The sequence below is a fragment of the Synechococcus sp. W60.3 genome (assembly GCF_047502615.1).
Lineage (GTDB): Bacteria > Cyanobacteriota > Cyanobacteriia > Thermostichales > Thermostichaceae > Thermostichus.
The window spans coordinates 1-23,052 of record NZ_JANSHJ010000033.1 but is presented as its reverse complement, the minus strand read 5'-3'; the positions used below and the strand labels follow the sequence as shown (position 1 = coordinate 23,052).

General features: G+C 59.2%; 15 protein-coding genes, 1 tRNA gene, 3 pseudogenes and 1 riboswitch. Of the genes and pseudogenes, 13 read left to right on the top strand and 6 right to left on the bottom strand.

Going from position 1 to position 23,052, the window contains the following annotated elements:
* Positions 1-591, bottom strand: a pseudogene (locus NW846_RS10620) (FAD-binding oxidoreductase); the annotation flags it as partial.
* A 16-nt stretch (positions 592-607) separates the two neighbouring features.
* Positions 608-1,936, bottom strand: a complete 1,329-nt coding sequence (locus NW846_RS10615; protein WP_414347081.1) for a four-carbon acid sugar kinase family protein — start codon at positions 1,934-1,936, stop codon at positions 608-610.
* Between the two features lie 208 nt (positions 1,937-2,144).
* Between NW846_RS10615 and phoU the strand changes: the two genes are divergently transcribed.
* The 3 genes and pseudogenes from phoU to clpB all read left to right on the top strand — a co-directional run bounded on the left by phoU (position 2,145) and on the right by clpB (position 7,965).
* Positions 2,145-2,786, top strand: a complete 642-nt coding sequence (gene phoU / locus NW846_RS10610; RefSeq protein WP_414515947.1) for a phosphate signaling complex protein PhoU — start codon at positions 2,145-2,147, stop codon at positions 2,784-2,786.
* 57 nt (positions 2,787-2,843) lie between these two features.
* Positions 2,844-5,129, top strand: coding sequence for a ribonuclease R family protein (locus tag NW846_RS10605; RefSeq protein ID WP_414348428.1), 2,286 nt, complete (start codon positions 2,844-2,846; stop codon positions 5,127-5,129).
* Between the two features lie 192 nt (positions 5,130-5,321).
* Positions 5,322-7,965, top strand: a pseudogene (gene clpB / locus NW846_RS10600) (ATP-dependent chaperone ClpB).
* Positions 7,966-7,974: 9 nt separating this feature from the next.
* Here the strand turns inward: clpB and NW846_RS10595 are convergent.
* The 3 genes from NW846_RS10595 to NW846_RS10585 all read right to left on the bottom strand — a co-directional run bounded on the left by NW846_RS10595 (position 7,975) and on the right by NW846_RS10585 (position 10,593).
* Positions 7,975-8,376: a SaoD/DsrE family protein gene (locus NW846_RS10595; RefSeq protein ID WP_011429096.1), complete on the bottom strand. Its 402-nt coding sequence runs from the start codon at positions 8,374-8,376 to the stop codon at positions 7,975-7,977.
* Positions 8,377-8,714: 338 nt separating this feature from the next.
* Positions 8,715-10,037: a dihydroorotase gene (locus NW846_RS10590; RefSeq protein ID WP_414346516.1), complete on the bottom strand. Its 1,323-nt coding sequence runs from the start codon at positions 10,035-10,037 to the stop codon at positions 8,715-8,717.
* Between the two features lie 121 nt (positions 10,038-10,158).
* Positions 10,159-10,593, bottom strand: coding sequence for a type IV pilin protein (locus NW846_RS10585; protein WP_414346519.1), 435 nt, complete (start codon positions 10,591-10,593; stop codon positions 10,159-10,161).
* Between the two features lie 516 nt (positions 10,594-11,109).
* On the opposite strand from NW846_RS10585, the pseudogene NW846_RS10580 reads away from it, so the two are divergent.
* The 10 genes and pseudogenes from NW846_RS10580 (at position 11,110) to NW846_RS10535 (ending at position 21,784) form a co-directional block, all read left to right on the top strand.
* A pseudogene (locus NW846_RS10580) lies at positions 11,110-13,211 on the top strand (molybdopterin oxidoreductase family protein).
* Complete coding sequence (locus NW846_RS10575; protein ID WP_011429093.1) at positions 13,208-13,681, top strand: nitrate reductase associated protein; 474 nt, start codon at positions 13,208-13,210, stop codon at positions 13,679-13,681. The pseudogene NW846_RS10580 and the gene NW846_RS10575 overlap by 4 nt, the downstream one beginning before the upstream one ends.
* The gene (locus NW846_RS10570; RefSeq protein ID WP_414346523.1) at positions 13,659-14,822 is read left to right on the top strand and encodes a molybdopterin molybdotransferase MoeA; all 1,164 of its coding nucleotides are present in this window, start codon (positions 13,659-13,661) and stop codon (positions 14,820-14,822) included. Before NW846_RS10575 ends, NW846_RS10570 begins: the two co-directional genes overlap by 23 nt.
* Before the next feature lies 1 nt (position 14,823).
* Positions 14,824-15,762, top strand: coding sequence for a GTP 3',8-cyclase MoaA (gene moaA / locus NW846_RS10565; RefSeq protein WP_011429091.1), 939 nt, complete (start codon positions 14,824-14,826; stop codon positions 15,760-15,762).
* 4 nt (positions 15,763-15,766) lie between these two features.
* The gene (gene moaC, locus NW846_RS10560; RefSeq protein ID WP_414346526.1) at positions 15,767-16,861 is read left to right on the top strand and encodes a cyclic pyranopterin monophosphate synthase MoaC; all 1,095 of its coding nucleotides are present in this window, start codon (positions 15,767-15,769) and stop codon (positions 16,859-16,861) included.
* Positions 16,800-17,099: a MoaD/ThiS family protein gene (locus tag NW846_RS10555; RefSeq protein WP_346426097.1), complete on the top strand. Its 300-nt coding sequence runs from the start codon at positions 16,800-16,802 to the stop codon at positions 17,097-17,099. Before moaC ends, NW846_RS10555 begins: the two co-directional genes overlap by 62 nt.
* On the top strand, positions 17,100-17,585 hold the full coding sequence (locus NW846_RS10550) for a molybdopterin synthase catalytic subunit (protein ID WP_414346528.1): 486 nt from the start codon (positions 17,100-17,102) through the stop codon (positions 17,583-17,585).
* Positions 17,586-17,618: 33 nt separating this feature from the next.
* Positions 17,619-17,693, top strand: a tRNA-Arg gene (locus tag NW846_RS10545).
* 14 nt (positions 17,694-17,707) lie between these two features.
* A riboswitch (cobalamin riboswitch) is annotated at positions 17,708-17,913 on the top strand.
* Positions 17,914-18,318: 405 nt separating this feature from the next.
* Positions 18,319-20,562, top strand: coding sequence for a 5-methyltetrahydropteroyltriglutamate--homocysteine S-methyltransferase (gene metE / locus NW846_RS10540; protein ID WP_414346530.1), 2,244 nt, complete (start codon positions 18,319-18,321; stop codon positions 20,560-20,562).
* Between the two features lie 214 nt (positions 20,563-20,776).
* The gene (locus NW846_RS10535) at positions 20,777-21,784 is read left to right on the top strand and encodes a methyltransferase domain-containing protein (RefSeq protein ID WP_414515942.1); all 1,008 of its coding nucleotides are present in this window, start codon (positions 20,777-20,779) and stop codon (positions 21,782-21,784) included.
* On the opposite strand, the gene NW846_RS10530 is transcribed toward NW846_RS10535, so the two are convergent.
* A partial coding sequence (locus NW846_RS10530; RefSeq protein ID WP_414515940.1) for an ATP-binding protein occupies positions 21,721-23,052 on the bottom strand: 1,332 nt, incomplete at its 5' end. The genes NW846_RS10535 and NW846_RS10530 overlap by 64 nt on opposite strands.

Below are 23,052 nucleotides of genomic sequence, written 5' to 3'. Positions count from 1 at the left end.
CACGATGGGGGAGCGGTGCCCCATGGCATCCACCAGGAGTTGGGCGCTGAGCTGGCCGGCGGTGGTCTGGATGCGGATCCCATCGGGGTGGACCGTGGCGCTGAGAAACCCGGTCTGCTCCCGCACCTGGCCCCCCCAGTCTAGGAAATGCTGCTTGAGGAACTCCAGCAAGCCGACCGGATCCACGCCCACATTCAGCACCCCTTCCACCCACCAGGTGGGACCCTCCCCAAAGCCAATGCGCCCACTGGGGTAGTGGGTCACCTGGATTGCCTCCCACTCTGTCGGGGTGAGCAGCTCCAGTTCTAACAACACCTGCAGCTCCTGCCGCGAGGTGTTCCACTCCTGCTCCCGCCCCCGCAAGATGCCGCGCTCGATCAGGATCACCCGCCAGCCTCGCCGGGCCAAAGCCGCCCCCAAGAGAATCCCCAGGGTGCCGCCGGCAATCACCACATCGGCATCCCGGCTGCCCAGGCGCTCAGAACAGCGGTGCACCACCGCCGGAGGCAACACCGTTGGCCCCTGCCGCAGGGATCCCCACCAGGCCTCCAAGGCAGGCAGAGCTTCAGGGGGGGAGATGAGTTCAGCCATGGTGATTTCCTCCAGGCTAGACTAGCCCGCGGCTGTGGAGGCGACGGTGGATTAAAACCAACGTATCCGCCTCGCCCACGTTGCCCGGAAACAGCACCACCGGCAGGTTGGGAAAGCGGGGGTGATCCGCCGGCGTGAGCACCATGGAGATCCCTGGGTAGATCTGCCCCAGCAGCCGCACGGCCGGCAGATTGAGGCCGAGGCTGAGGGTGTCGTTGGAGGTGATGCCGCCCTTGCTGACGAGATAGCCAATCCCCTCCGGCAGCCCCTGCACAATGGCCACCAACAAACGAGAAACCCTCTGCCCAAAGGCCAGGCGAGCCTCTGGGGCAGCGCCCTCAAAGCGCACTTCTTCTCGGCTGGTGTAGACCACCGGCGTCAGGCCCTGCTCGTAGGCGCGCTGGACTTGGCTCAAGAGGGCCGGCAGCAGCTCCGCTTCCCTCCCCGCTTCCAACAGGCGCTTTACCTCCACCTCGATGCCCTGGATCCCTGGCTCCTGCAACAGCCGAGCCAACTGCTGGCTGGACTTTTGCACATGGGATCCCACGATCACCACCCCTGGCCGGTCGGAGCGGACAAACTGCCCCATCTCCTCTGGCGGAACCGGCTGCGGCGGCAACTGGGCCAGGGCCGTCAAGAGGCTGGCGGCGCTGCGAAACAAAAAGCGCTTCCCCTGCTCCAGAGCCGCCCAGACATCCTGGGCAAAACGATCCAGATCCGCCTGGGTTTCTCCATCCACCACACAGCAGACATTCCCCTCCAGCCTCAAAAGCCGCTCCAGACAGCCGGCGCGGATCTGCTCCAGGGTCAGTCGCACCACCTGCTCGGCCCGGATCTGCCCTTGGGTTTTCTCCTGCACATAGTCCGGCAAATAGCTGTGGTGGTAGCCAAACACCGCATCCCGAGCAAACTCCGTCTCATGCACCGGCACCCAGCGCTCCCCCACCCGTAGGTAGTGGACACTGTTGCGGGTGATGCGCCCTCCCTCAAAAAAGGCCGGCACCAGAAAATGGGCATCAAAAGGCCCCAGCTCCGCCGCCATCACATCCGTCTCCAAGGGATAGTGCCCGCGCAGCGTCGAGTCGGAGCGGCTGATAAAAAGGGCCCGCTCCCACCCCAGCTCTCCCATGGCCTGCTTCAGGGCCCGGCAGACCGACCGCGTCACCTCGGCAGCCTCCGCCGCTGGCAGGGATCGGGTGTTGGTGAGGATAAAGCGAATCGGCGAGCTATCCTGCAGCCCTAGCTTGAGTGTTTGCGGATCCCAGCGGGTGAGGAGCAAGCAACTGTGAACGGTTTGGGATCCGGTGGGATCATCGTCCAACACAATGATGGGGGGAAGAGCCATGAGACCGTCTCAATCGACAAAGCAACCCGAGAACTCCAGAGGACGAATCCCCCTCAAAGGGCAACCGCTATTTTCATCTTCCCCCAAGTTGGCCATCTTCTCTGCCCCTATTCCAGGCGAAGTTTGCCATGATTGAGATCAACTGGCTCTGTTGAATCCAAAACGACTGCAGACATTTCCCCCCTGCCCACATTCATGGGAGAAAGCCATGGGGCAAGCCGAGCTGCAACTTCACATCAAACGGGTACAGCAGGACGTGCTGCGCATGGGGGCGCTGGTGGAAAAGTCGGTGGTCTTGGCCCAGCAGGCCCTGTTTGAACAGAACTTGGCCGCCGCCGAACAGGTGATCGCCCAAGACAAGCAAATTGACCGTTTTTATCGTCAAATCGAGAAAGACTGTATTAATTTGATTGCCTTGCGCTCCCCGGTGGCGCGGGATCTGCGCTGGATCAGTACCCTGATGCAACTGGTGCGGGATCTGGAGCGAATTGGCGACTACGCCAAAGACCTGGCCGAAGTGGCCCTGCGCTTGGTCATGTACCCGCCGCCGCCGGAGCTGAGCCGCATTCGCCTGATGATGCAGCGCTGCCAGAAAATGCTCAGCCACAGCCTGGCCGCCCTGACGGAGTTGGATGCCGAGTTGGGCCGACAACTGAAGCGGGAAGACGACGCCGTTGATGAAGACTACACCAACCTTTACAATACGTTGGCGCAGCAGTCTGACATCAAGGGATCGATCGAGCCTATCCTGTTGATGTTGCTGGCGATCCGCTACCTAGAGCGTCTGGCCGACCACTGCACCAACATCGGTCAGCGAGTAGCCTTTATCGTCACCGGCCACCGCGACTAATCCAAGTGGCTGCGCCTGTCCCTTAATCGCGGCTCTCATTCCTCCTGGATACCCGCAATGGATTTCTCTCGGATTTTTCATCACTTTTTCTCTCGACCTGCCGAGCAATGGACCGATAAAGACGCGCTGCTTGCCCTCCTGCCAGCCTCAGACCCAGAAGCGCCGGAAATGCTCGAGATTGCCCTCGATGGTCTGGTACGGGCGGGGTTTCTCGAACGGACAGGGGATCCGCCCCGCTATCGGCGTAAGCCGGATGAATCCTTGGTGGTGGGGCGTTTGCGCTGTTCCAGCAAGGGCTTTTGCTTTGCCGTGCGGGATGAACCGGGGGCAGAGGATGTGTATATCCACGGCAGCAACCTTAGCGGCGCTTGGAACGGCGACCAAGTGATAGCCCGGATTACCAAAGAAGGCAATCGCCGCCGCAGCCCAGAGGGAGAGGTGGTAGCTGTTGTGGAACGGGCCAATCCCACTCTCGTGGGCCGCCTCAAACAGACGGAAGAGGGTTTCCGGGTGGTGCCTCTGGATGACCGGCTGCTGTTCGAGCTGGCCTTGACCGAGGGATCCCCTGCCGAGCTGGCGGAAGGTCGGGTGGCCTATGTGGAAGTGGAGCGCTACCCGCTGGGCAACTTGCCCCCCGTGGGCACGATTCGCAAGATCTTGGGCAATGGCCCGGAGGCGTCCATCGATGCGGATCTGGTCTGCTGCAAGTACGACCTGCCCCAGGAGTTTCCCCCGGCGGTGCTGGAGGCTGCGGCAACTCTGCCCAAAAAGCTGAGCCGCTCCGACCAAAAGAACCGTCGCGATCTGCGGGAGTGGTTTTGCGTCACGCTGGAGCCGCTGGACTTGCAGCACCCCCACGGCCTCGAGCCCAACGTGGCCGTCTCCCTGCAGCGGCAAGAAGAGGGCCACTGGCTGCTGGGGGTGCACATTGCCGATGTAGCCCACTGGCTGGATCCGGATCACCCCCTGGAGCGGGAGGCGCAGCGGCGCACCGCCACGGTTTACCTGGATAGCGTGGTGCTGCCCCTTTTCCCGCCGGAAGTGCACAGCCGCCTGGCTCTGTTGCCGCAGCAGGAGCGTCTGGCCTACTCGCTGCTGCTGACCATTGACCCCGAAGGGGTGGTGCGCAACTTCGAGATCCACCCCAGCCTGGTGCAGTCGCGGGCCCACCTCTCCTACGGCCAGGTGCAGGCTCTCTTGGCCACCGCCGCGGATCTGGGCCCCGATGAGGAGGTGCCGGAGTTGATGGCCCTGCTGCAAAACCTGCTCCGTCTCAGCCAAGTCCTGCGAGTCAAGCGCCACCAGGCAGGCGGGTTCGATCTGCCCCTGTTGGATTTGCTCACCCCATACTCTGCCGATGAAAGCGGCTATGGGCCCCTGCTGGTCAGCGATCGCCTCGGCGCCCACGCCCTGATGACCGAAATTCTGCTGCTGGCCAACCAAACCTTGGGCCACCATTTGCGCCAATTGGGGATCCCTTCGTTGGCCCGCGTGCAGAAGCCCCCCACCGCTGAGGCCCTGCAGAACTTTTTGCGTCTGGCCAACGCCATGAAGCTGGATCTGAACTTGCAGGATCCAGAAGCTGTGACGTTAGCCGATTGGCAGCGGATCTGTGCCCGCATCACCGCCCCCGATGTCTTGGCCGCAGGGACTAGCCCAGCCTTGGTGGCCCAGTTGTTGGCTACTCTGCCCCCCGTCGAGTATTGCCTGCAGCCGCTGCAGGAGCCGCTCGGCCATTTTGGCCTTGGCCTCAAAGAGCCCTACGCCTCTTTTACTGCCCCTTTGCGCCGCTATGCCGATTTGCTGAATTTGCGGGCTCTGCACCTAGCCTTGAGCAAAGGACGGGATCGCCGCAGCCCGCGCTCCAAAACCGTGGTGGATCTGCATGGCCCCGGCAGCTACGACCAAATTGATTGGCAGGTGCTGCCGCCAAAAGTGCATGAGGAGTGGCAGGCCTTTCTCCAAGCGCAACTGCCCAAAATCCAGGCGGGATATCAGCTCCATCAACAGGCAGAGCGGGAGCTGATGGGCTTGAAGCGGTGCGAGTTCATGCAAAAACACCTGGGGGAGACGTTCCCCGGCCTGATCGTCAGCGTCCAGAACTACGGCTTTTTTGTGCAGGTGGATCCCATCTTGGCGGAAGGCTTGGTGCGGGTCAGCACCCTGAAAAACGACTGGTACGAATACCGCAGCCGCCAGCAGGCCCTGGTAGGGCGCAAAAGCCGGCGCCAGTTCCGCCTGGGGGATCGGGTGGAGGTGCAGATTAAAAACGTAGACTACTACCGCCAACAAATTGACCTGGCGGTGATCGGCGAGGGACGGCCCTACGAAGAAGAGGAATAAGGCGGGGATCCGTCCATCAATCGCGGTAGGAGGGGACGGTTGTTGCGAACTCCGGCTTTGGCAAAATAGGCGATACCTGGATCGTAGGATGCCAGCAGCGCTTCCCCAAGTCGGCAGCAAGGGCTGAGAGCCCCTTGGCTGCCCCCTGCATTGTCTTCCTATACACTGTAAAAAAACTCCTGCCAAACCCCTATGCAGCCCACCAATCCCAACCAATTTACCGAGAAAGCCTGGAGCGCCATTGTCCAATCCCAAGATGTAGCCCGGCGGCACCAGCAGCAACAGTTGGAAACCGAGCATTTGCTGATCTCCCTTCTGGATCAAGAGGGGGGTCTCACCCAGACCATTTTGCAGCGGGCCGGCCTCGATCCGAGGCTGGTGCGGGATAGAGTGGAAAGCTTTATCAACCAGCAGCCCAAGCTGGCGCGGGTGGATCAGCTCTACCTGGGCCGCGGCCTGGAGACCACCCTGGATCGGGCCGAGGAGTTTCGCAAAGAGTATGGCGATGATTTCATCTCGGTGGAGCACCTGCTCCTAGGAGCCCTAGACGACGAGCGGGTGGGCAAGCGGGTTCTAGCACCCCTGGGCTTGACGGTCGAGCGCCTTAAACCCGTTATCCAACAGGTGCGAGGCAAACAGCGGGTTACCGACAAAAATCCCGAGTCCCGCTACGAGGCCCTGGAGCGCTATGGCCGCGACTTGACCAAGGCGGCCCGCGAAGGGAAGCTGGATCCGGTGATTGGGCGAGATGAAGAGATCCGCCGCGTCATTCAGGTGCTCTCCCGCCGCACCAAAAACAACCCCGTGCTCATCGGCGAGCCGGGTGTGGGGAAAACCGCCATCGTCGAGGGCCTGGCCCAGCGCATCAACCGGGGAGACGTGCCGGAGTCGCTGAAAAACCGGCGGGTGATCGCCCTGGATATGGGATCCCTGATTGCCGGCGCCAAGTACCGCGGCGAGTTTGAAGACCGCCTCAAAGCCGTGCTCAAGGAGGTCACCGAATCGGAAGGGCAGATCATCCTCTTCATCGACGAGCTGCACACCGTGGTGGGGGCAGGGGCGGCCGAAGGGGCGATGGATGCCGGCAACCTGCTCAAGCCCATGCTGGCCCGCGGCGAATTGCGCTGCATTGGCGCCACCACCCTGGATGAATACCGCAAGCACATCGAAAAAGACGCCGCCCTGGAGCGCCGCTTCCAGCCGGTGTATGTGGATCAGCCCTCCGTGGAAGACACCATCTCCATCCTGCGCGGCCTCAAAGAGCGCTACGAGCTGCACCACGGGGTCAAAATCAGCGACTCGGCCCTGGTGGCAGCGGCAGTCCTCTCCAACCGCTACATCTCCGAGCGCTTCCTGCCCGACAAGGCCATCGACCTGGTGGACGAAGCGGCGGCCAAGCTGAAGATGGAGATCACCTCCAAGCCCGTCGAATTGGATGAAATCGACCGGCGCATCATGCAACTGCAGATGGAGGAGCTCTCCCTCAAGAAAGAAGACGACCCCGCCTCCAAAGAGCGCCTGGGCAAAATTGAGCAGGAGCTGGCCAACTTGATGGAGCGGCAGCGGGAGCTGAGCGCCCGTTGGCAGATGGAAAAAGAGGCCATCGAGCGGCTGCAAAACCTCAAGGCCGAGCGGGATGCCGTCAAGCTGCAGATTGAACAGGCAGAACAAAAATATGACCTCAACCGCGCTGCCGAGCTCAAATACGGCAAGCTCATGGAGCTGGAGCGCCAGATCCAAGAGCAGGAGGCCCACCTGGCCAAGCTGCAGGCCAACGGCGAGCCCTTGTTGCGGGAGCAGGTGACGCCCGAAGACATTGCCGAGATCGTCTCCCGCTGGACCGGGATCCCGGTCACCAGCCTGATGGAGTCGGAAAAGCAGAAGCTGCTGCGCCTGGAAGCCCACTTGCACCAGCGGGTGGTGGGCCAGGACGAGGCGGTAGCGGCGGTGGCAGCCGCCATCCGGCGGGCCCGGGCCGGCCTCAAGGATCCCAATCGGCCCATTGGCTCGTTCCTGTTCATGGGGCCCACCGGCGTCGGGAAGACCGAGCTGGCCCGCGCCCTGGCGGAGTTCCTCTTCGACACCTCCGAGGCCATGGTGCGCATCGACATGTCGGAGTACATGGAGAAGCACTCCGTCTCCCGCTTGATTGGGGCTCCGCCGGGCTATGTGGGCTACGAAGAAGGCGGGCAGCTCTCGGAAGCGGTGCGGCGGCGCCCCTACTCGGTGGTGCTCTTTGACGAGGTGGAAAAAGCCCACCCTGATGTCTTCAACATCCTGCTGCAGGTGCTGGACGACGGCCGCATCACCGACTCCCAAGGCAGGACGGTGGACTTCAAAAACACCATCATCATCATGACCAGCAACATTGGCAGCGAGCTCATCCTGGAAATTGGCGGCGACGAGAGCCGCTACGAGGAGATGAAAAGCCAGGTGCTGGCCATGCTGCGGCACCACTTCCGGCCGGAGTTCCTCAACCGGGTGGATGAACTGATCATCTTCCACGCTCTAACCAAAGAGCAAATCCGCCAGATCGTCAGCCTGCAGATGCGGCGGGTGGAGCAGTTGCTGGCGGATCAGCAAATTGAAATTGTCCTCACCGAAGAGGCCAAGGACTACCTGGCCGAGCTGGGCTACGACCCCGTGTTTGGCGCCCGCCCGCTGAAGCGGGTAATCCAGCGGGAGATCGAAAACCCCCTCGCCACCAAGCTGCTGGAAAACCGAGTTCCTGCCCGGCGACCGCATCCTGGTGGAGGTGGCCAACGAGCGGCTGATCTTCCGCAAGATCGGCTCTCAGCCCCGCCAAGAGCCGCCTGCTGCTGTAGCCGTCAGCTAGGCCAGTTGGCTAGAGGCTGATCACCTGGTCAGGTGGGTTGTCTTGCAAGGCCGCGTAGAGGTCGGGGAAGCAGCCCACCTGCACCCCTTTGACCACGTTTTTGGGAACACAATGGCCCGGCTCCTTGCGCCCCTGGCCTTTTGAGTCGCACCACTTGGGTTCCCCTTCCGCCAGGTTGCGCTCCAGGGCGCACATGTCGCACATCATCAGCAAAATGTTCTGCGCTTCGGCAATCTTGGCCAGGCGCTCGCCGATGGGATCCCCCTGCCGCAAGACAAAGCAGTTGTCGTCGAAAAAGAACATGCCCACCACTTCCGCGCCGTGTACCCCTGCTTCTAGCTGGGGCAGGATCATCTGGCCCAGCTTGTAGGTGCCGCCGCGGGGGGTGATGAAGACGTAGGCAACTTTCATAGTCGCTCCTTAGGTGTTTTCCAACTTGATTATCATCGATTATCGCCTTCAAAGTAGCACGGCTTACTGAAAGGGCGTAAGACACTCCCCAAGCGTTCCTCGTCACTATCCTCACCCCCAGCCCCTCTCCCAGAGGGAGAGGGGAGTTAGAGCGGCGCGTTCGCGACAGTGTTGCGTGGCAATAACGACGTAACGAACCGTTTCACTGCTATTTGTATAAACTGAGATGGGATCCGGCGCTCTGCTCCTCTTGCTTAAGTAGGGAGAAGCCAAAGCAGCCCAGTGTTCAACCGCTATCTTGAAAGGTTTGAACAGGTGCAACCTCGAAGGGGATCCCCCTAGCGCCGAAAGGTCAGGGCCCTGCCGCGCACTGAGGGATCCACCTGGCCATTTTGGAAGGCGATCTGCCCGCCCACGATGGTGAGCAGCGGCCAGCCCACCAGCTCCCAGCCCTCAAACGGGCTCCAGCCGCATTTGGTGAGCAGCTCTTCCCGCCGCACCGGCTTGGGCGTGTGGCGATCCACCAGCACCAGGTCGGCGTCGTAGCCCACCTGCAGCCGTCCTTTGTTGGGGATCCCGTAGAGGCGGGCGGGCGCCTCGCACATCCACTGCACCACCTGGCGCAGGGTACAGCGGCCCTGCTGGGCGGCAGTCAGCATCAGGGGCAGGGCCGTCTCCACCCCCGGCATGCCGGAGGGGGAGTGGGGGTAGGGCTGGGCTTTTTCGGCCAGGGTGTGGGGGGCATGGTCGGTGGCGATGCAATCCAGGATGCCCTCGTGCAGCCCCTGCCAAAGCTGGGGGAGGGTAGCCGGATCCCGCAGCGGCGGGTTCATTTGGGCCAGGGATCCCAGGCGGGCGTAGTCGGCAGTGCTGAGCAACAGGTGTTGGGGGGTGACCTCGGCGCTGACCCAGGCGGGCTTGTGCCGGCGCAGCAGCTCCACTTCCAAGCCGGTGGAAAGGTGCAAAATGTGCAGGCGATGGCGATAGCGGGTGGCCAGGTCCAAAGCCCGCCGCGAGGCGATGAGCGCCGCTTCCTCGTCCTGGATTTGCGAGTGAACGGCTACGTCCGTGCGTCCGGCAAAGAGGGCCCGCCGAGCTTGAATCCGCGAGTGATCTTCAGCGTGGACAGCGATAACAAAATGGGGATCCGTCTCGGCAAAGATCTGCTCCAGCACCGCCTGGTCGTCCACCAGCAAGGGGCCGTGCATGGATCCCATGAAGATCTTGATGCCGCAAGCCCCCTGCACCGTCTGCAGCTCCTTCAAGTTATCGGCGGTAGCGCCGATGAAAAAGCCGTAATTGACCACACACTTGCTGGCGGCCCGGGCCAACTTGTCATCCAGCGTTGCCTGGTCGATCGTCAGCGGGTCAGTGTTGGGCATCTCCAAAAAGCTGGTTACCCCGCCGCGGGCACAGGCCCAGGATCCCGTCTGTAGGTCTTCTTTGTGCTCCCGGCCCGGCTCGCGAAAGTGAACCTGGGGGTCGATCACCCCCGGCATCAGGGTATGGCCCTCGGCGTCGATGACCCTGGCCACCCCTTCTGCAGCCAGATGCTGGCCGATCTCGGCAATCTGCCCGTTTTTCACCAGCACATCTCCCAGCCAGGGATCCCCTTCCGGTACCACCAGCTCGGCATTGCGGATCAGCAGGCTACTGGCCAAAGCTCCGCTTCCCCTTTCACAGGCGCTTTCAAGATAACACCTGTCGAGCAGGTTAAGAACCGGCCAATCGATGGAACAGCTAGTCGGCAGCTCAAGCTCAAGTTGCCCGAGTCTTGTCTTCCTAGCGATAGAGGTTGCAAGAGCTGCGCAGGTCGTAGCCAGAGGCCAAAACCTCTTGCTGGCGATCCCCTAAGCCAAGGTCGCAGCGCAGGAGATCCCCACTAACAGTTGTATGTGTGTGAGACTCAGTCATCCAACGAACGCCGCTTGAGCTGGCAGTGGGAGGAACAACTCCAGGAAGACGATAGTTGGGGGCTTGCCAAGGATCTTGCAAATAGCGATCCCTGTGGATCCCGCCAAATTCAATATCGGCGTAGGCAGGAGGATAAACCATGAAGTCCATTCGGAAAACTTCTGAAGCACCGCCGATAGCTGCTAGAGCTGTCTGGGCTTCTGCAACTCTGGAACGGCGAATGTGGTTAAGAAAATTGGGAATGCTAATAGCAGAGAGAATGCCGACAATTACGATTACCGCCAGCAGCTTGATCAAGGTCATGACGTGCGGAGCTTTAGTTGCTCGACGGCAGAGCATTAGATAGGCTTTATGAAGAGAAAGTCAGCTCATAGCAGCGTCTGCTTCCCCTTTGGAGCGTCAGTATCCAAGTGCAAACGACTCGGGGGCCTTTCTCCCCTATGCAGCTTGATCTCAGGTTGCCCTTTACAGACCTAAAACTTTCCTCGCCTCGTCTAGCAGGACGGAGCCTTTAGGAGCACTCCTTGCCTGTTTCTCCCTTGCTTTGCCTAGAGACCTAACCGCAGTTGGCAGGAGGTGGCTATGCTGCTCAAGCATTCCTCCTATGATGTTTCCGCATATGATGTTTCCGCATAGTGAGGAGCAAAAAGTAACGCAAGCTACAAAAGTTCCAGGTCAATGTCTCTAGGCTGGGGCGTTGGAACTTGTGAGAACCGCGGCAAGGACAGCTAGATAAGCAGGCCTTAGGCCCACCACCCCTAGCTTCTTTCCCTACGGCCGCCTTGCCCACACCAAGCCAAGTAACAACAGAGGGGGAACATGGATAACGTACGCAGCCTTTGTCCCTACTGTGGGGTTGGTTGTGGCCTAGAAATTCTGGCCGACGGCACAAAAATTCGCGGCGATCGAGCTCATCCGTCCAGCCAGGGCATGGTTTGCGTTAAGGGTGCGACTCTCCTGGAAACCCTCGATTGCAATCGGGCTACGGTGCCTCTCTATCGCCCTAGCCTCAGCGAGGATTTCCAGCCGGTGAGCTGGGATCAAGCGCTGGATTTAATTTCGAGCGCATTCGCCAGACCTCTCCCGAAAGGATTGCCATCTACGGCTCAGGGCAGTTGCTAACCGAAGATTACTACATTGCCCAAAAGCTACTTAAGGGGTGTCTAGGAAGCAATAACTTCGACAGCAATTCCCGCCTCTGCATGTCTTCTGCCGTAGAGGGCTACAGCCAGAGTCTCGGCTCGGACGGCCCCCCCTGTAGCTACACGGATCTCGATAGCTGCGAGCTGGCTTTTTTGATCGGCACCAATACCGCTGAATGCCACCCAATTCTGTTCAATCGCTTGCGCAAGCGCCACAAAAGCGACCCAAGCCTAAAGATTGTTGTGGTGGATCCCCGTCGTACGCAGACGGCTGAGGAGGCCGATTTGTATCTGAGGATTACTCCAGGTAGCGATATTGACTTGCTCAATGGCATTGCTCACCTACTCATTCAGTGGGGCGCCATCAACCATGACTTCATTGCCCAGCACACCGAAGGCTTTGAAGCCTATGCTGCCCTGGTTGCCGACTACACCCCTGAGCAAGTAGCCAGCCGCTGTGGCCTAGAAGTTGAGGAGGTACTTGCTGTTGCGCGACTGTGGCAGCAGTCGCAGAAAACGCTTTCCATGTGGTCGATGGGGCTTAACCAGTCCAGCGAAGGCACGGCCAAGGTGACCAGCCTCATCAATCTCCATTTGCTCACCGGCCAGATAGGGTTTGCAGGGGCAGGGCCCTTTTCGCTAACAGGTCAGCCCAATGCTATGGGCGGTCGAGAAGCGGGCGGCTTGGCACATCTATTGCCCGGCTACCGCAAGGTTACGAATCCAGAGGATCGGGCAGCAGTGGAGCAGCACTGGCAGCTTGGCCCAATTAACCCTGAACCTGGCCTTGATGCGCTGGGGATGATCCGTGCCCTCGAAGCCGATGCCCTCGATATTTTGTGGATTGCCGCCACCAATCCCCTGGTGAGCCTGCCTGATCTACGTCGGGTAGAAGCAGCTCTGGCGCGGTCGCCCTTTACGATTGTCCAAGACGCCTACTTCCCCACCGAAAGCACTGCCTATGCCCATCTGGTACTCCCTGCTGCCCAGTGGGGTGAAAAGACAGGCACCATGACCAATTCGGAGCGCCGCGTTACCCTCTGTCCAGCTTGGCGTAACCCTCCTGGTGAAGCGCGGGCTGATTGGGAAATTTGGGCGGAAGTAGGCCGCCGCCTGGGCTTTGCCAAGGCATTTGACTTTGCCGATAGCGCTGAGGTCTTTGCCGAATATGTGGGTCTAACTGCCGGGCGTCTCTGCGATCAGTCTGGCCTCAGCCATGAGCTCCTGCGCCAGGGGCCTCAGCAATGGCCATATCCGCGCACAGGTTCAGTGGAGACCCGCAACCTCTATACCGATCGCGCCAGCGGGACGGAGTCCTTTCACCGTTTCCCAACGCCCACAGGTCGTGCCCGCTTTATCCCCAGCCATTCCCGCGGCCTTGCCGAGCCGCCCGACCCTGAATATCCCTACATCCTCACCACAGGACGTCTCTATGGCCATTGGCACACCCAAACCCGCACTGGACATGTCGCCAAAATCCGAGCAATGCACCCCCAACCCTTTCTCGAAATCCATCCCCGCGATGCCAGCAAGGTAGGGCTAACTGAGGGTGACTGGGTGAGGATTGAATCACGGCGCGGCAAGGCTACCCTGCCGGTTAAAATTACCTGCGCCATCAGCCCTGGCACAGTGTTCATGCCCATGCACTGGGGGGCATTGTGGGGCAATGATACAAGCTGTAACGCTCTCACCCACCCGGTTGCCTGCCCCAGCTCAAAGCAACCTGAACTCAAAGCCTGTGCCGTCAAGCTTAGTCGCATCGAGCTGCCACCAAAATGATCTTTAAGTTTGAGCAAGACTTTGCCGACAGCCTTCGCTGCATTCCCATGATCGTGCGCTTAAAGCTCGATCAGTGCGGCATCAAGCTCAAGTTACATCAGTGGCTGCGTTTTAGTTACCAGCAGCGCCAAAGTTTGGTTGACCTGCCAACGGATACCGCTGACAACCGAGCTGCCTACCGCGCCTACCTAATTCACCTTATCGAAAGTGTCTGCCAAGAGCAGGCCGCTGAGGTAACTGTTGATCCAAACCCTGCCTGGGAAGACGCTACCACCATCCCTGACTGCGTTCTTGAGCAGGCGGCAGCCAAGGGGGTCGTGCTGACTCTTGAGCTATGGCAAAAGCTGACCCCGTTGCAGCGCTTTGCCCTCATTAAGCTCAGTCGCCCTGGCCACGAAAACCGCAATTTCCTACCCGCCTTTCAGGAATTTTCCGCACCCCACACCTATGGTCACTGTCCAGGAAGCTGAAGCCATTATTAAAGACCACTGGCTGCCAGCCAAAACCGAGTCGATCCCGATTGCAAGCTGTGTGGGCCGGGTTTTGGCAGAGCCGATCTACGCCGATCGGGACTACCCGCCAATTAACCGGGTCCTGATGGACGGTATCGCCATCAACTATGCCGCTTATGCTGCTGGGCAGCGAAGCTTTGCTGTTGCAGGCATAGCCCCTGCAGGGACAAGCCCTGCCACCCTGCCCGATCCGCAGCAGTGCTTGGAAGTGATGACTGGCTGTGCCCTGCCGCTGGGTAGTGATCTCGTCATTCCCTACGAGCAAATTCGTATCGAGGGAGGAATTGCCACCATCACCCAGGAAGTCGAACGCAACAGGGGTGATTTTGTTCATCCCCAAGGTAGCGATTGTTCTGCAGGAGCGCTGGTTCTCCGTCCCGGCATTACCCTCAAGAGCATCCACGTCGGGATCTTGGCCTCCTTTGGCTACAGCCGCATCCAAGTTGAGAGGACTCCTCGCATCAAAGTTGTGGCAACTGGCAGCGAATTGATTCCCATTGAGCAGACCCCTGCACCCTACCAACTGCGGCGCTCCAACGCTGAGGCCCTCCGAGCGGCTCTTCTTGCCTACGGGTATACCGAGGTTGAGACCGATCACCTTCCGGACGATCCTGCTGCCATTGCCACCCACTACCAAGCCAATACCCCAAACTACGACCTCTTGATTTACTCTGGGGGTGTTTCAAGGGGAAAGTGTGACTACTTGCCGGCCATCTGGCAAAGCTGTGGTGTTACTGCCTACATCCACGGCGTGGCGCAAAAGCCAGGCAAGCCAATGTGGTTTGGCATCGACCATCAGGCCAATACTATAGTTTGGGGCCTCCCAGGCAACCCCATCTCAGCTCTTGTATGTTTGCATCGTTATCTCCTCAACCGTAACACTGACTCTGGGCACCTAAGTGAAGTCATTACCTTCAAACCCAATCTCACTCTTTTTGTGCCCGTTAAGATGAGCGCCAACCGAGTCTTTACACCGATTATGCCTAACAACTCCGGAGACTTCATCGCTCTAACAGACAGCGATGGCTTTGTAGAGTTACCCCCGGCTCAAACTATCCTCAGCCCCGAGCAAAGCGTCCAATTCTATCCGTGGTACTAAGATGCAGCTAGTGGATCAATGGAATCGTCGCATTCGCAAGCTAAGGGTTTCTCTAACCGATCAATGCAACCTTCGCTGCCGCTACTGCATGCCTTTGCATCCAGAATTTCTGGACAAAAGTAGCTACTTAACTCCGCAGCAATACAAAGAAATTATTGGCGAGTTGCTGGACTATGGCATTGAAGAAGTTCGCATTACAGGTGGTGAGCCTCTGGTTCGGCAAGACTTTGATGAAGTCATTCAGGAACTTGCCAAGCTGAAGATCCCGTCCCTCAGCCTAACAACCAATGGCCTGCTGCTCCACCGCTACTGGGACGTTCTCAAGGCTGCCAACGTTCTCAACCTTAATGTTAGCCTCGATAGCCTACAGCCCTCCACCCAAGCTGCAATTGCCCGTCGCGACTGCCTGGCGGATATTCTCCGTAATATCCAGGAGGGTATTGCCCGGGGATTTAGCCTCAAAGTCAATACGGTTGTAATGCGGGGGATCAACGATTGCGAGCTATTTGATTTCGTTGAGTTTGCCCGCAAGACAGGCGTGACAGTTCGCTTTCTGGAGCTGATGCGGGTCGGCTATGCCAACTCTCTCTATGAAGAACACTACGTTTCAGCACAAGAGTGCATTGCCCGTCTGCAAGAACGCTATACTCTAACCCCCCTTCCAGCGGCACCTGATTCGACAGCGTTTTACTTTACAATCGACGAGAATGTTAAAGTTGGATTTATTGCCTCTGAGTCTCAGCCCTTCTGCAGCAGCTGTTCCCGGTGGCGCTTGACAGCTGATGGTCGTCTCTTTGCCTGCCTATTTAGTGAGGAGGGTCTCTCGGTTCGAGACAAAACACCAGGCCAACGTCAGCAAATTTACCAGCAGCTTTTGGGGATGAAACCACTGCGCCGGGTTGAGCAGGTCTCACACCCAATGTACGGCTTAGGGGGCTAGCTCTATGGACAAAGCTGATCGTACATGGGCCCATCTTAATGCTCAAGGCCATCCGCATATGGTAGATATTAGCCACAAATCGGTGTCTTTGCGAACGGCCACAGCACGGGCAAGAGTTCAACTGCCACCTGCTCTTAGATCCTATGTTGTTGGCCAAGATATCCACCTGAAAAAAGGACCGGTATTTCAGACAGCAACCATTGCCGGTACAATGGCTGTTAAAAGAACTGACCAACTGATCCCCTTTTGTCATCAGATCCCTGTTGAAGACTGCACCTTTGATATCACAATTGATGATCACTTGCTTGTAACCATCCACTGCACTGTCAAGACCAGGGCTAAGACAGGGGTTGAAATGGAAGCTCTCTGTGGTGCGGCAACAGCAGCGCTGACAATCTATGACATGTGCAAGTCGGTGTCGCCCCATATCTGCATCCAGGAGACCCGCCTAGTAACTAAGTCCGGCGGCAAAAACGCCCTCCTGGAACGTCCCCTCTATGGCTTGGTGCTCACAGGGGGACGTAGCAAGCGCATGGGTCGCGATAAAGCGCTGCTGAACCCTTTTGGCAAACCTCACGCCGCCTATCTCTATGAACTGCTGCAGCCCTACTGCCAGCAGGTTTACTTGTCAGCGCGTGCCGGTCAGTGGTCGGGCACAGCTCTAGAGCTCTTGCCCACACTACCAGATCTAGTAGAAAGCGTTGGCCCGATCAGTGGCCTATTGACTGCCTTGAATACTCATCCTGAAGCTAACTGGTTGGTTGTTGCCTGTGATCTACTGAACCTTCGGTCAGAAACAATCCAAAAGCTGCTGGATCACTACCAAGCCGAAACAATCGCAACTTGCTATGTTAACCCCGAGCGCGGCTTCCCGGAAGCTCTTTGCGCCATCTATACTCCTCAAGCTGCAGCGGTACTAGAAAGGGCTTACGCGGAAGGGGTGTACTGCCCTGTGGAAATCCTCAGCAGGCAGCCCTGCACCCTAGTTACCCCCAACCATGAGGTCGAGCTCATGAACGTCAATACCGCCGAGGAGTATGCCACTTTCCAATCAGTTTGGGGTAGTTGCAGCCATGGTAACTCAATCTGTCCTAAGTAAGACCGTAACAATTCAATATGTAGCAGTGCTGCGGGAACAGGCTCAGCGGAGCAGCGAAGTGCTGCAAACCAGTGCAGCAAACTACCTAGAGCTCTATCAGCAGCTGCAAGCAAAGTATGGATTTTCGCTAGCAGCGGAGGACGTTAAGGTTGCTGTCAATCATGAGTTCTGTGACTTGACTAGGCCGATAGATGAAGGTGCCTTGGTAGTTTTCATTCCACCAGTTTGTGGGGGCTAAATGCTGCGTTTTCTAATTGTGGATAGCACCATCCAGCCAGCTGAACTCAGTCGTTTGCTCGTCAATAACACAGCGGGTGCCTTAGTAACCTTCGAGGGCTGGGTACGCAACCACAGCCAGGGCAAACCTGTTCTCAGCTTGGAGTACGAAGTCTACGAGATCCTTGCCCAGAAGGAGGGCGAGAAGATCCTCCGAGAAGCCCACGCCAAGTTTGGCCTCTGCGGTGCTGTTGCTTGTCACCGCCAGGGTCATCTTGCAATTGGTGATATTGCGGTTTGGGTTGGTGCTACAGCTGAACATCGCGGCGCCGCTTTTGCTGGAGCACGTTACATCATTGATGCAATCAAGGAGCGCTTGCCCATTTGGAAAAAAGAGTACTACTGGGGTGAGCCGCCGCGTTGGGTTTTATGTCAGAAAGCAAAGCCTTTGTTCCAGCAACTCCATAAGAACGCTATTGCTCGGCAGCCTTGCGGCGATACCCTCTAGCCTCTCTGCTAGTATCAGTGAGGTACCTGACCTGGGGCTGTAGCTCAGCCTGGATAGAGCAAGCGCCTCCTAAGCGCTAGGTCGGCGGTTCAAATCCGCCCAGTCCCGCTAAAACCAGTGATAGGATAAAGTCTACTGTCGGTTCTGACGGGGATCAGCCGTCAGAGGCAACGGGGAAAGTGCAGTGAGAATCTGCCGCTGTCCCGCAGCTGTGAGCCGGTTTTGGACTTGGGATCCCTAGTTCGTTGTTGCAAGAGGCCTTGAGACGCAAGCCAGCCCCTCCAAAACTGAGCAAGTCAGAATGCCCGCCGGCGGTTTTTCCACAGTTCACCATATCTGCGAGGTACAGATATGCTCCCCATTTTGACGTTAGCCCGTTCCCGTCTCGAAGTTTTTTCATCGGCCTGCTTACGGATTTTCGACGCTCTCGGATCGTAGGCACTCAGTCAAAAGCGCGGACAAGAGAGCTGAGCAGTTAGCTCAGGGGCAGCTAGGAGGACGGTTGCTCGCTTTGGTTGCACAAAAGAGTCCTCTGGGCATCCCCCTGTGCAGAGTGGGCAAGCCGCCAGGGTGAAGGAACGCCTTGACAGCTCCGGCAGGTTTCCTGGCCTAGGGAAAACCTTCTGCCGGGATGCCACCGATAGGCATGTCGGCGGCCATCTCTTGCTGCCTAGGTTGGATGACAACTGGCGGCAACCTCAATTACCGAATTCGATTCAGGACAAGGTACCTTATGGCCATTGAAACTCAAACCCTAGGCTATGCCCGCATGGGCAAGCGCCGCGAGCTGAAGAAAGCCCTGGAGGCCTTTTGGGGCGGCACCCTGGAGGCGGAAGCCTTGTTGGCGACGCTGCAGGATCTGGAGAGTCAGGCCTGGCGAACCCAGCGACAGGCCAACCTCGACCACATTGCCGTAGGAGATCAAACCCTCTACGACCACGTTTTGGACTGGGCCACCTGGCTGGGGCTGATTCCCTCCCGGTTTCAGAGCTTATCAGGCCTGGAGCGCTACTTTGCCATGGCGCGGGGGCAGGAGGGGCTGCCGGCCTTGGAAATGACCAAGTGGTTTGACACCAACTACCACTACCTGGTGCCGGAAATTGAGGCCGACGCGATCCCTCAGGCCCATTTCGACGACTTCCTGGCCACGGTGCGACGGGCGCAAGGGATCCTAGGAAACCGCACCAGCCCCGTCCTCCTCAGTCCGGTTACCCTTCTTGCTCTAAGCCAGCGCTCTGGCGAGTTGCGGGGGGATCTGGAGAAGCTGCTTCCTCTCTACAGAGAACTCTTGCAGGAGCTGCAGCGCCTGGGGATCCGGGAAGTGCAAGTCCATGAGCCCATCTTGGTGACCAGCGAAGGCAAAAGTCTTCAGGAAGCGGTGGAGCAGACCTACCGCTGGCTTGCAAGCGTGGGGATCCCTCTCCACCTGGTTACCTACTTTGACGACTTGGGGGAGACTTACCCCTGGGCGGTGGAGCTTCCGGTAGCTGGCCTCAGCCTCGACTTCACCCGCGGCCACAACCTGGAACTGGTCAGAGCCCACGGCTTCCCCGCCGACAAGATCCTGGGGGCGGGGGTAGTGGACGGGCGCAACGTCTGGCAGATCCAGCCCAAAGCCGTTCTGGCCACTCTGCAAGAGCTGCAAGCCCTAGCCCCCAACCTGCGGGTGCAGCCTTCTTGCTCGCTCCAATTTGTGCCCCACGACGCTGCTCTGGAAACCCACCTGCCAGAGCCTTTGCGCAATGTTCTCAGCTTTGCCGAGCAGAAGCTGGCCGAGGTGGTTCTGCTGGCCCGCACCCTCAACGGCGAAGACACCGCCGCCCAGCAGCAGGAGCTGGAGCAGCAGTGGCAGGCCTTCCAGGACTTCAATCCCCCCAACTCTACAGTGCGCCAGGCCTTGGCCAACCTGACGGCGCAGGACTTCCAGCGCTCCCTTCCCTACGAGCAGCGTATAGGCCGGCAGGTCAAGCTGCCACCGCTGCCGACCACCACCATCGGCTCTTTTCCCCAAACCCCCGAAGTCCGGCAGTGGCGGGTCAAGTACAAAAAGGGCGAGATCTCCCAGGCCGAATACGAAGCTGCCATCGACGCCGAAATTGCCAAGTGCATCCGCATCCAAGAAGAAATTGGCCTGGATGTGCTGGTGCATGGTGAGTTCGAGCGCACCGACATGGTGGAATACTTCGCCCAACAACTGCAGGGCTTTGCCTTTACCGAGCACGGCTGGGTGCAGAGCTATGGCAGCCGCTGCGTGCGTCCCCCCATTCTCTACGGCGACGTGTTTCGCCCTCGCCCCATGACGGTGCGGGAGTTCAAGGTGGCCCAATCTCTGACTCAAAAGCCGGTCAAGGGGATGCTGACAGGGCCGGTAACCATGCTCAACTGGTCCTTCCCCCGCGTTGACGTTTCCCGTCGCGAGCAGGCCCTGCAAATTGCCCTGGCCCTGCGGGCAGAGGTGGCCGACTTGGAAGCTGCCGGAGCCGCGATGGTGCAGGTGGACGAGCCAGCGCTGCGAGAGGGGCTGCCCTTGAAAAAAGAGCGCTGGCCAGAATACTTAAGTTGGGCGGTGGAGGCCTTCCGCCTGACTACCGCTGGCGCCAAGCCCGAAACCCAGATCCACACCCACATGTGCTACTCGGAGTTCGGGGACATCATCGAGCACATCGAGCGTCTGGATGCCGACGTCCTCTCCATCGAAAACAGCCGCAGCAGCAACAAAACCTTGCTGCAGATTGCCCAAGCCGGCTATCGCCACCAGGTAGGCAACGGCGTTTACGACGTTCACAGCCCGGCGGTGCCCGACACCGAGCAGATTCTCCGGCAACTGCGCCTGGGAGTGGCCTACTTGCCGCTAGAGCAAACCTGGGTCAACCCCGACTGCGGCCTAAAAACCCGCCGCTGGGAGGAAGTGATCCCTGCCCTGAAAAACATGGTGGCAGCCACTCAGCGTCTAAGGGAGGAGCTCCAGGCCACCTAGCCCCCGGCAAGGTTGCTCAGGCCAGCGTCTCCTCCGCGGGCAACCGTGCGGCTACGACACTCCTAGGCCGCCTTGCGGCTGGCAAATAGGGCAAGATGAGAGTGGGGCTTTGCTCCGCTGGATCAACGGAGGCCAGAAGGGATCCCCGCTGTGTCTGTTGCCACCGCAGCAACAATCATCAATTGCCATCTCTAGCCATCTCAAGGTAGTTCTAATGAATCCAACACTCTGGGTTTTTTGGGGCCTAGTCCTGCTCCTAGCTATAGGATTGGGAGCCTACCTGTTGACCGCCCGCAAGTACCGCTCTCCTGAATCGGTAGCCCGCGCCTACGACGAATGGACGCGAGACGGGATCCTGGAGTTCTACTGGGGCGAGCATATTCACCTGGGCCACTACGGATCCCCGCCGCGGCGGAAGAACTTCATCCAGGCCAAGCACGACTTTGTCCACGAGATGGTGCGCTGGGGCGGGCTGGATCGGCTGCCGCCGGGGACGACGGTGTTGGATGTGGGCTGCGGCATTGGCGGTAGTTGTCGCATCTTGGCCCGCGACTATGGCTTTGTGGTGACCGGCATCACCATCAGCCCGCAGCAGGTGCAGCGGGCCCAGGAGCTCACCCCCCCTGATCTGCCTGTCCAGTTTCAGGTGGCAGATGCCCTCGACCTGCCCTTCCCCGATGCCAGCTTCGATGTGGTGTGGTCCATTGAGGCAGGGCCCCACATGCCGGACAAGGCCCGCTATGCCCAAGAGATGCTGCGGGTGCTGAAGCCAGGGGGAATCCTGGTGGTGGCGGACTGGAACCAGCGGGACGACCGGCAAAAGCCCCTGAACTTTTGGGAGCGGCTGGTGATGCGGCAATTGTTGGATCAATGGTCGCACCCTTCCTTCTCCAGCATCGAAGGCTTTGCCGAGCAGTTGGAGGCTACTGGCCTGGTGGCGGGACGGGTAGAAACCGCCGACTGGACTCAGGAGACCCTTCCCTCTTGGCTGGATTCCATCTGGCAGGGTGTTGTCCGCCCTGAGGGCTTTCTCAGGTTTGGCTTGGTCGGCTTGGTGAAGTCCTTGCGGGAGGTACCCACCTTTTTGCTGATGCGGCTGGCTTTCGGCACAGGGCTGTGTCGCTTTGGCATGTTCCGAGCGGTGCGGGCAGCTTGTGCTCACAGCCCCAGCTCGGACTTAGCCTGTTGGGCGGCCAGGAGCACCTCCGCATCCTCAGCCTGAGACCAGTCAGGATCGGCAATTTCGGCGTAGAACCTTTGGTCGTAGGGGCGGGTTTGCACCACCACCGGCATGGGCACGGCATGGCCCAGAATTAGGGCTTGCTGTTTGGAATCCAGCTTGGCCAACACCGTTCTCAAGTTCTGGCTACCCGCCACCCCTGTGAACACCGCCTCGATATCTTGGTCGTCGTTGAGCAGCGCCGTGATGCGAGTGCCCAACTGCGACATCACCTCGCTGTCGATGCGGGAAGGGCGCTGATCCACCACCAGCAGCGTGACAAAGTACTTGCGCATCTCGCGGGCAATGGTGCCGAAGATGGTCTGCTTGGCCGCCCGCGGATTTAGAAAGCGGTGGGCCTCCTCGATGGTGATGCACAGTTGACGGGGCCGGTCGAGGGGATTTTTGGATTGCAAGTACCGCTCCGTCTGGTGCACGTAGGCCTGGTGAATGCGGCGGGTGATGACGTTGGCCGCCAACATGTAGGAGAGCAAGTTGGACTGGGATCCAAACTCGATAACCACGTGAATGCCGCGGCTGAGGGCATCCAAAATCTGGCCGATGTAGTTGTGGGGCAGGGTGCTGCGGATGTACTTGAGGTTGTCAAGGCGGGTGAGCTTGCGCTGCAGGGCCATCATCGAGGCTTTGTTGCCCATTTTCTGTTCGCAAAACTCTTGAATCTCGGTGTTGGAAAGGCTCAAGAGGCGGCTGATCCAGTCGCGGCCAAACTCGTTGCGCAGGATAATGGCGTTTTCCAGGCTGGCTTCCGATAGGTTCAGCTCCTCTGCCAACAGGGCCAGATCCTCCACCTCGATCTGGTTGTAGGCGATGAAGAGCTCCTGCGCATCCCGCACCCCTCGCCGCCGGGTGGAATCGGGATCCAGGGTGTAGATTTGCACCTGACCGGGAAAGAGCTGCCGCAAGCCTTTCACAGTAGTGGCGTGCTTGTCTTCGCTGGCTGCCTCCCAGCCATACTCGGAGTGCATGTCAAAGATCAGGTTCACCGCCGCCCGTTTGCGGATGATACCGGCCAGGATCAGGCGGGCCAGAAAGGACTTTCCGGTGCCCGATTTGCCGAAAATGCCGTTGCTGCGCTCCACCCAGCGATCCAAGTCCAAACAGATGGGCACAGCCATGTCGAGGGGCTGGCCGATAGCAAAGTTGCGCCGCTCTGGGTCATCTTCCCAGCCGAAGACGGTGCGAAAGTCCAGTTCCCGTGCCTCATACACTTGCGAAAAATGGGCGGGCACTGTTTTCACGGGCAGCAGCTC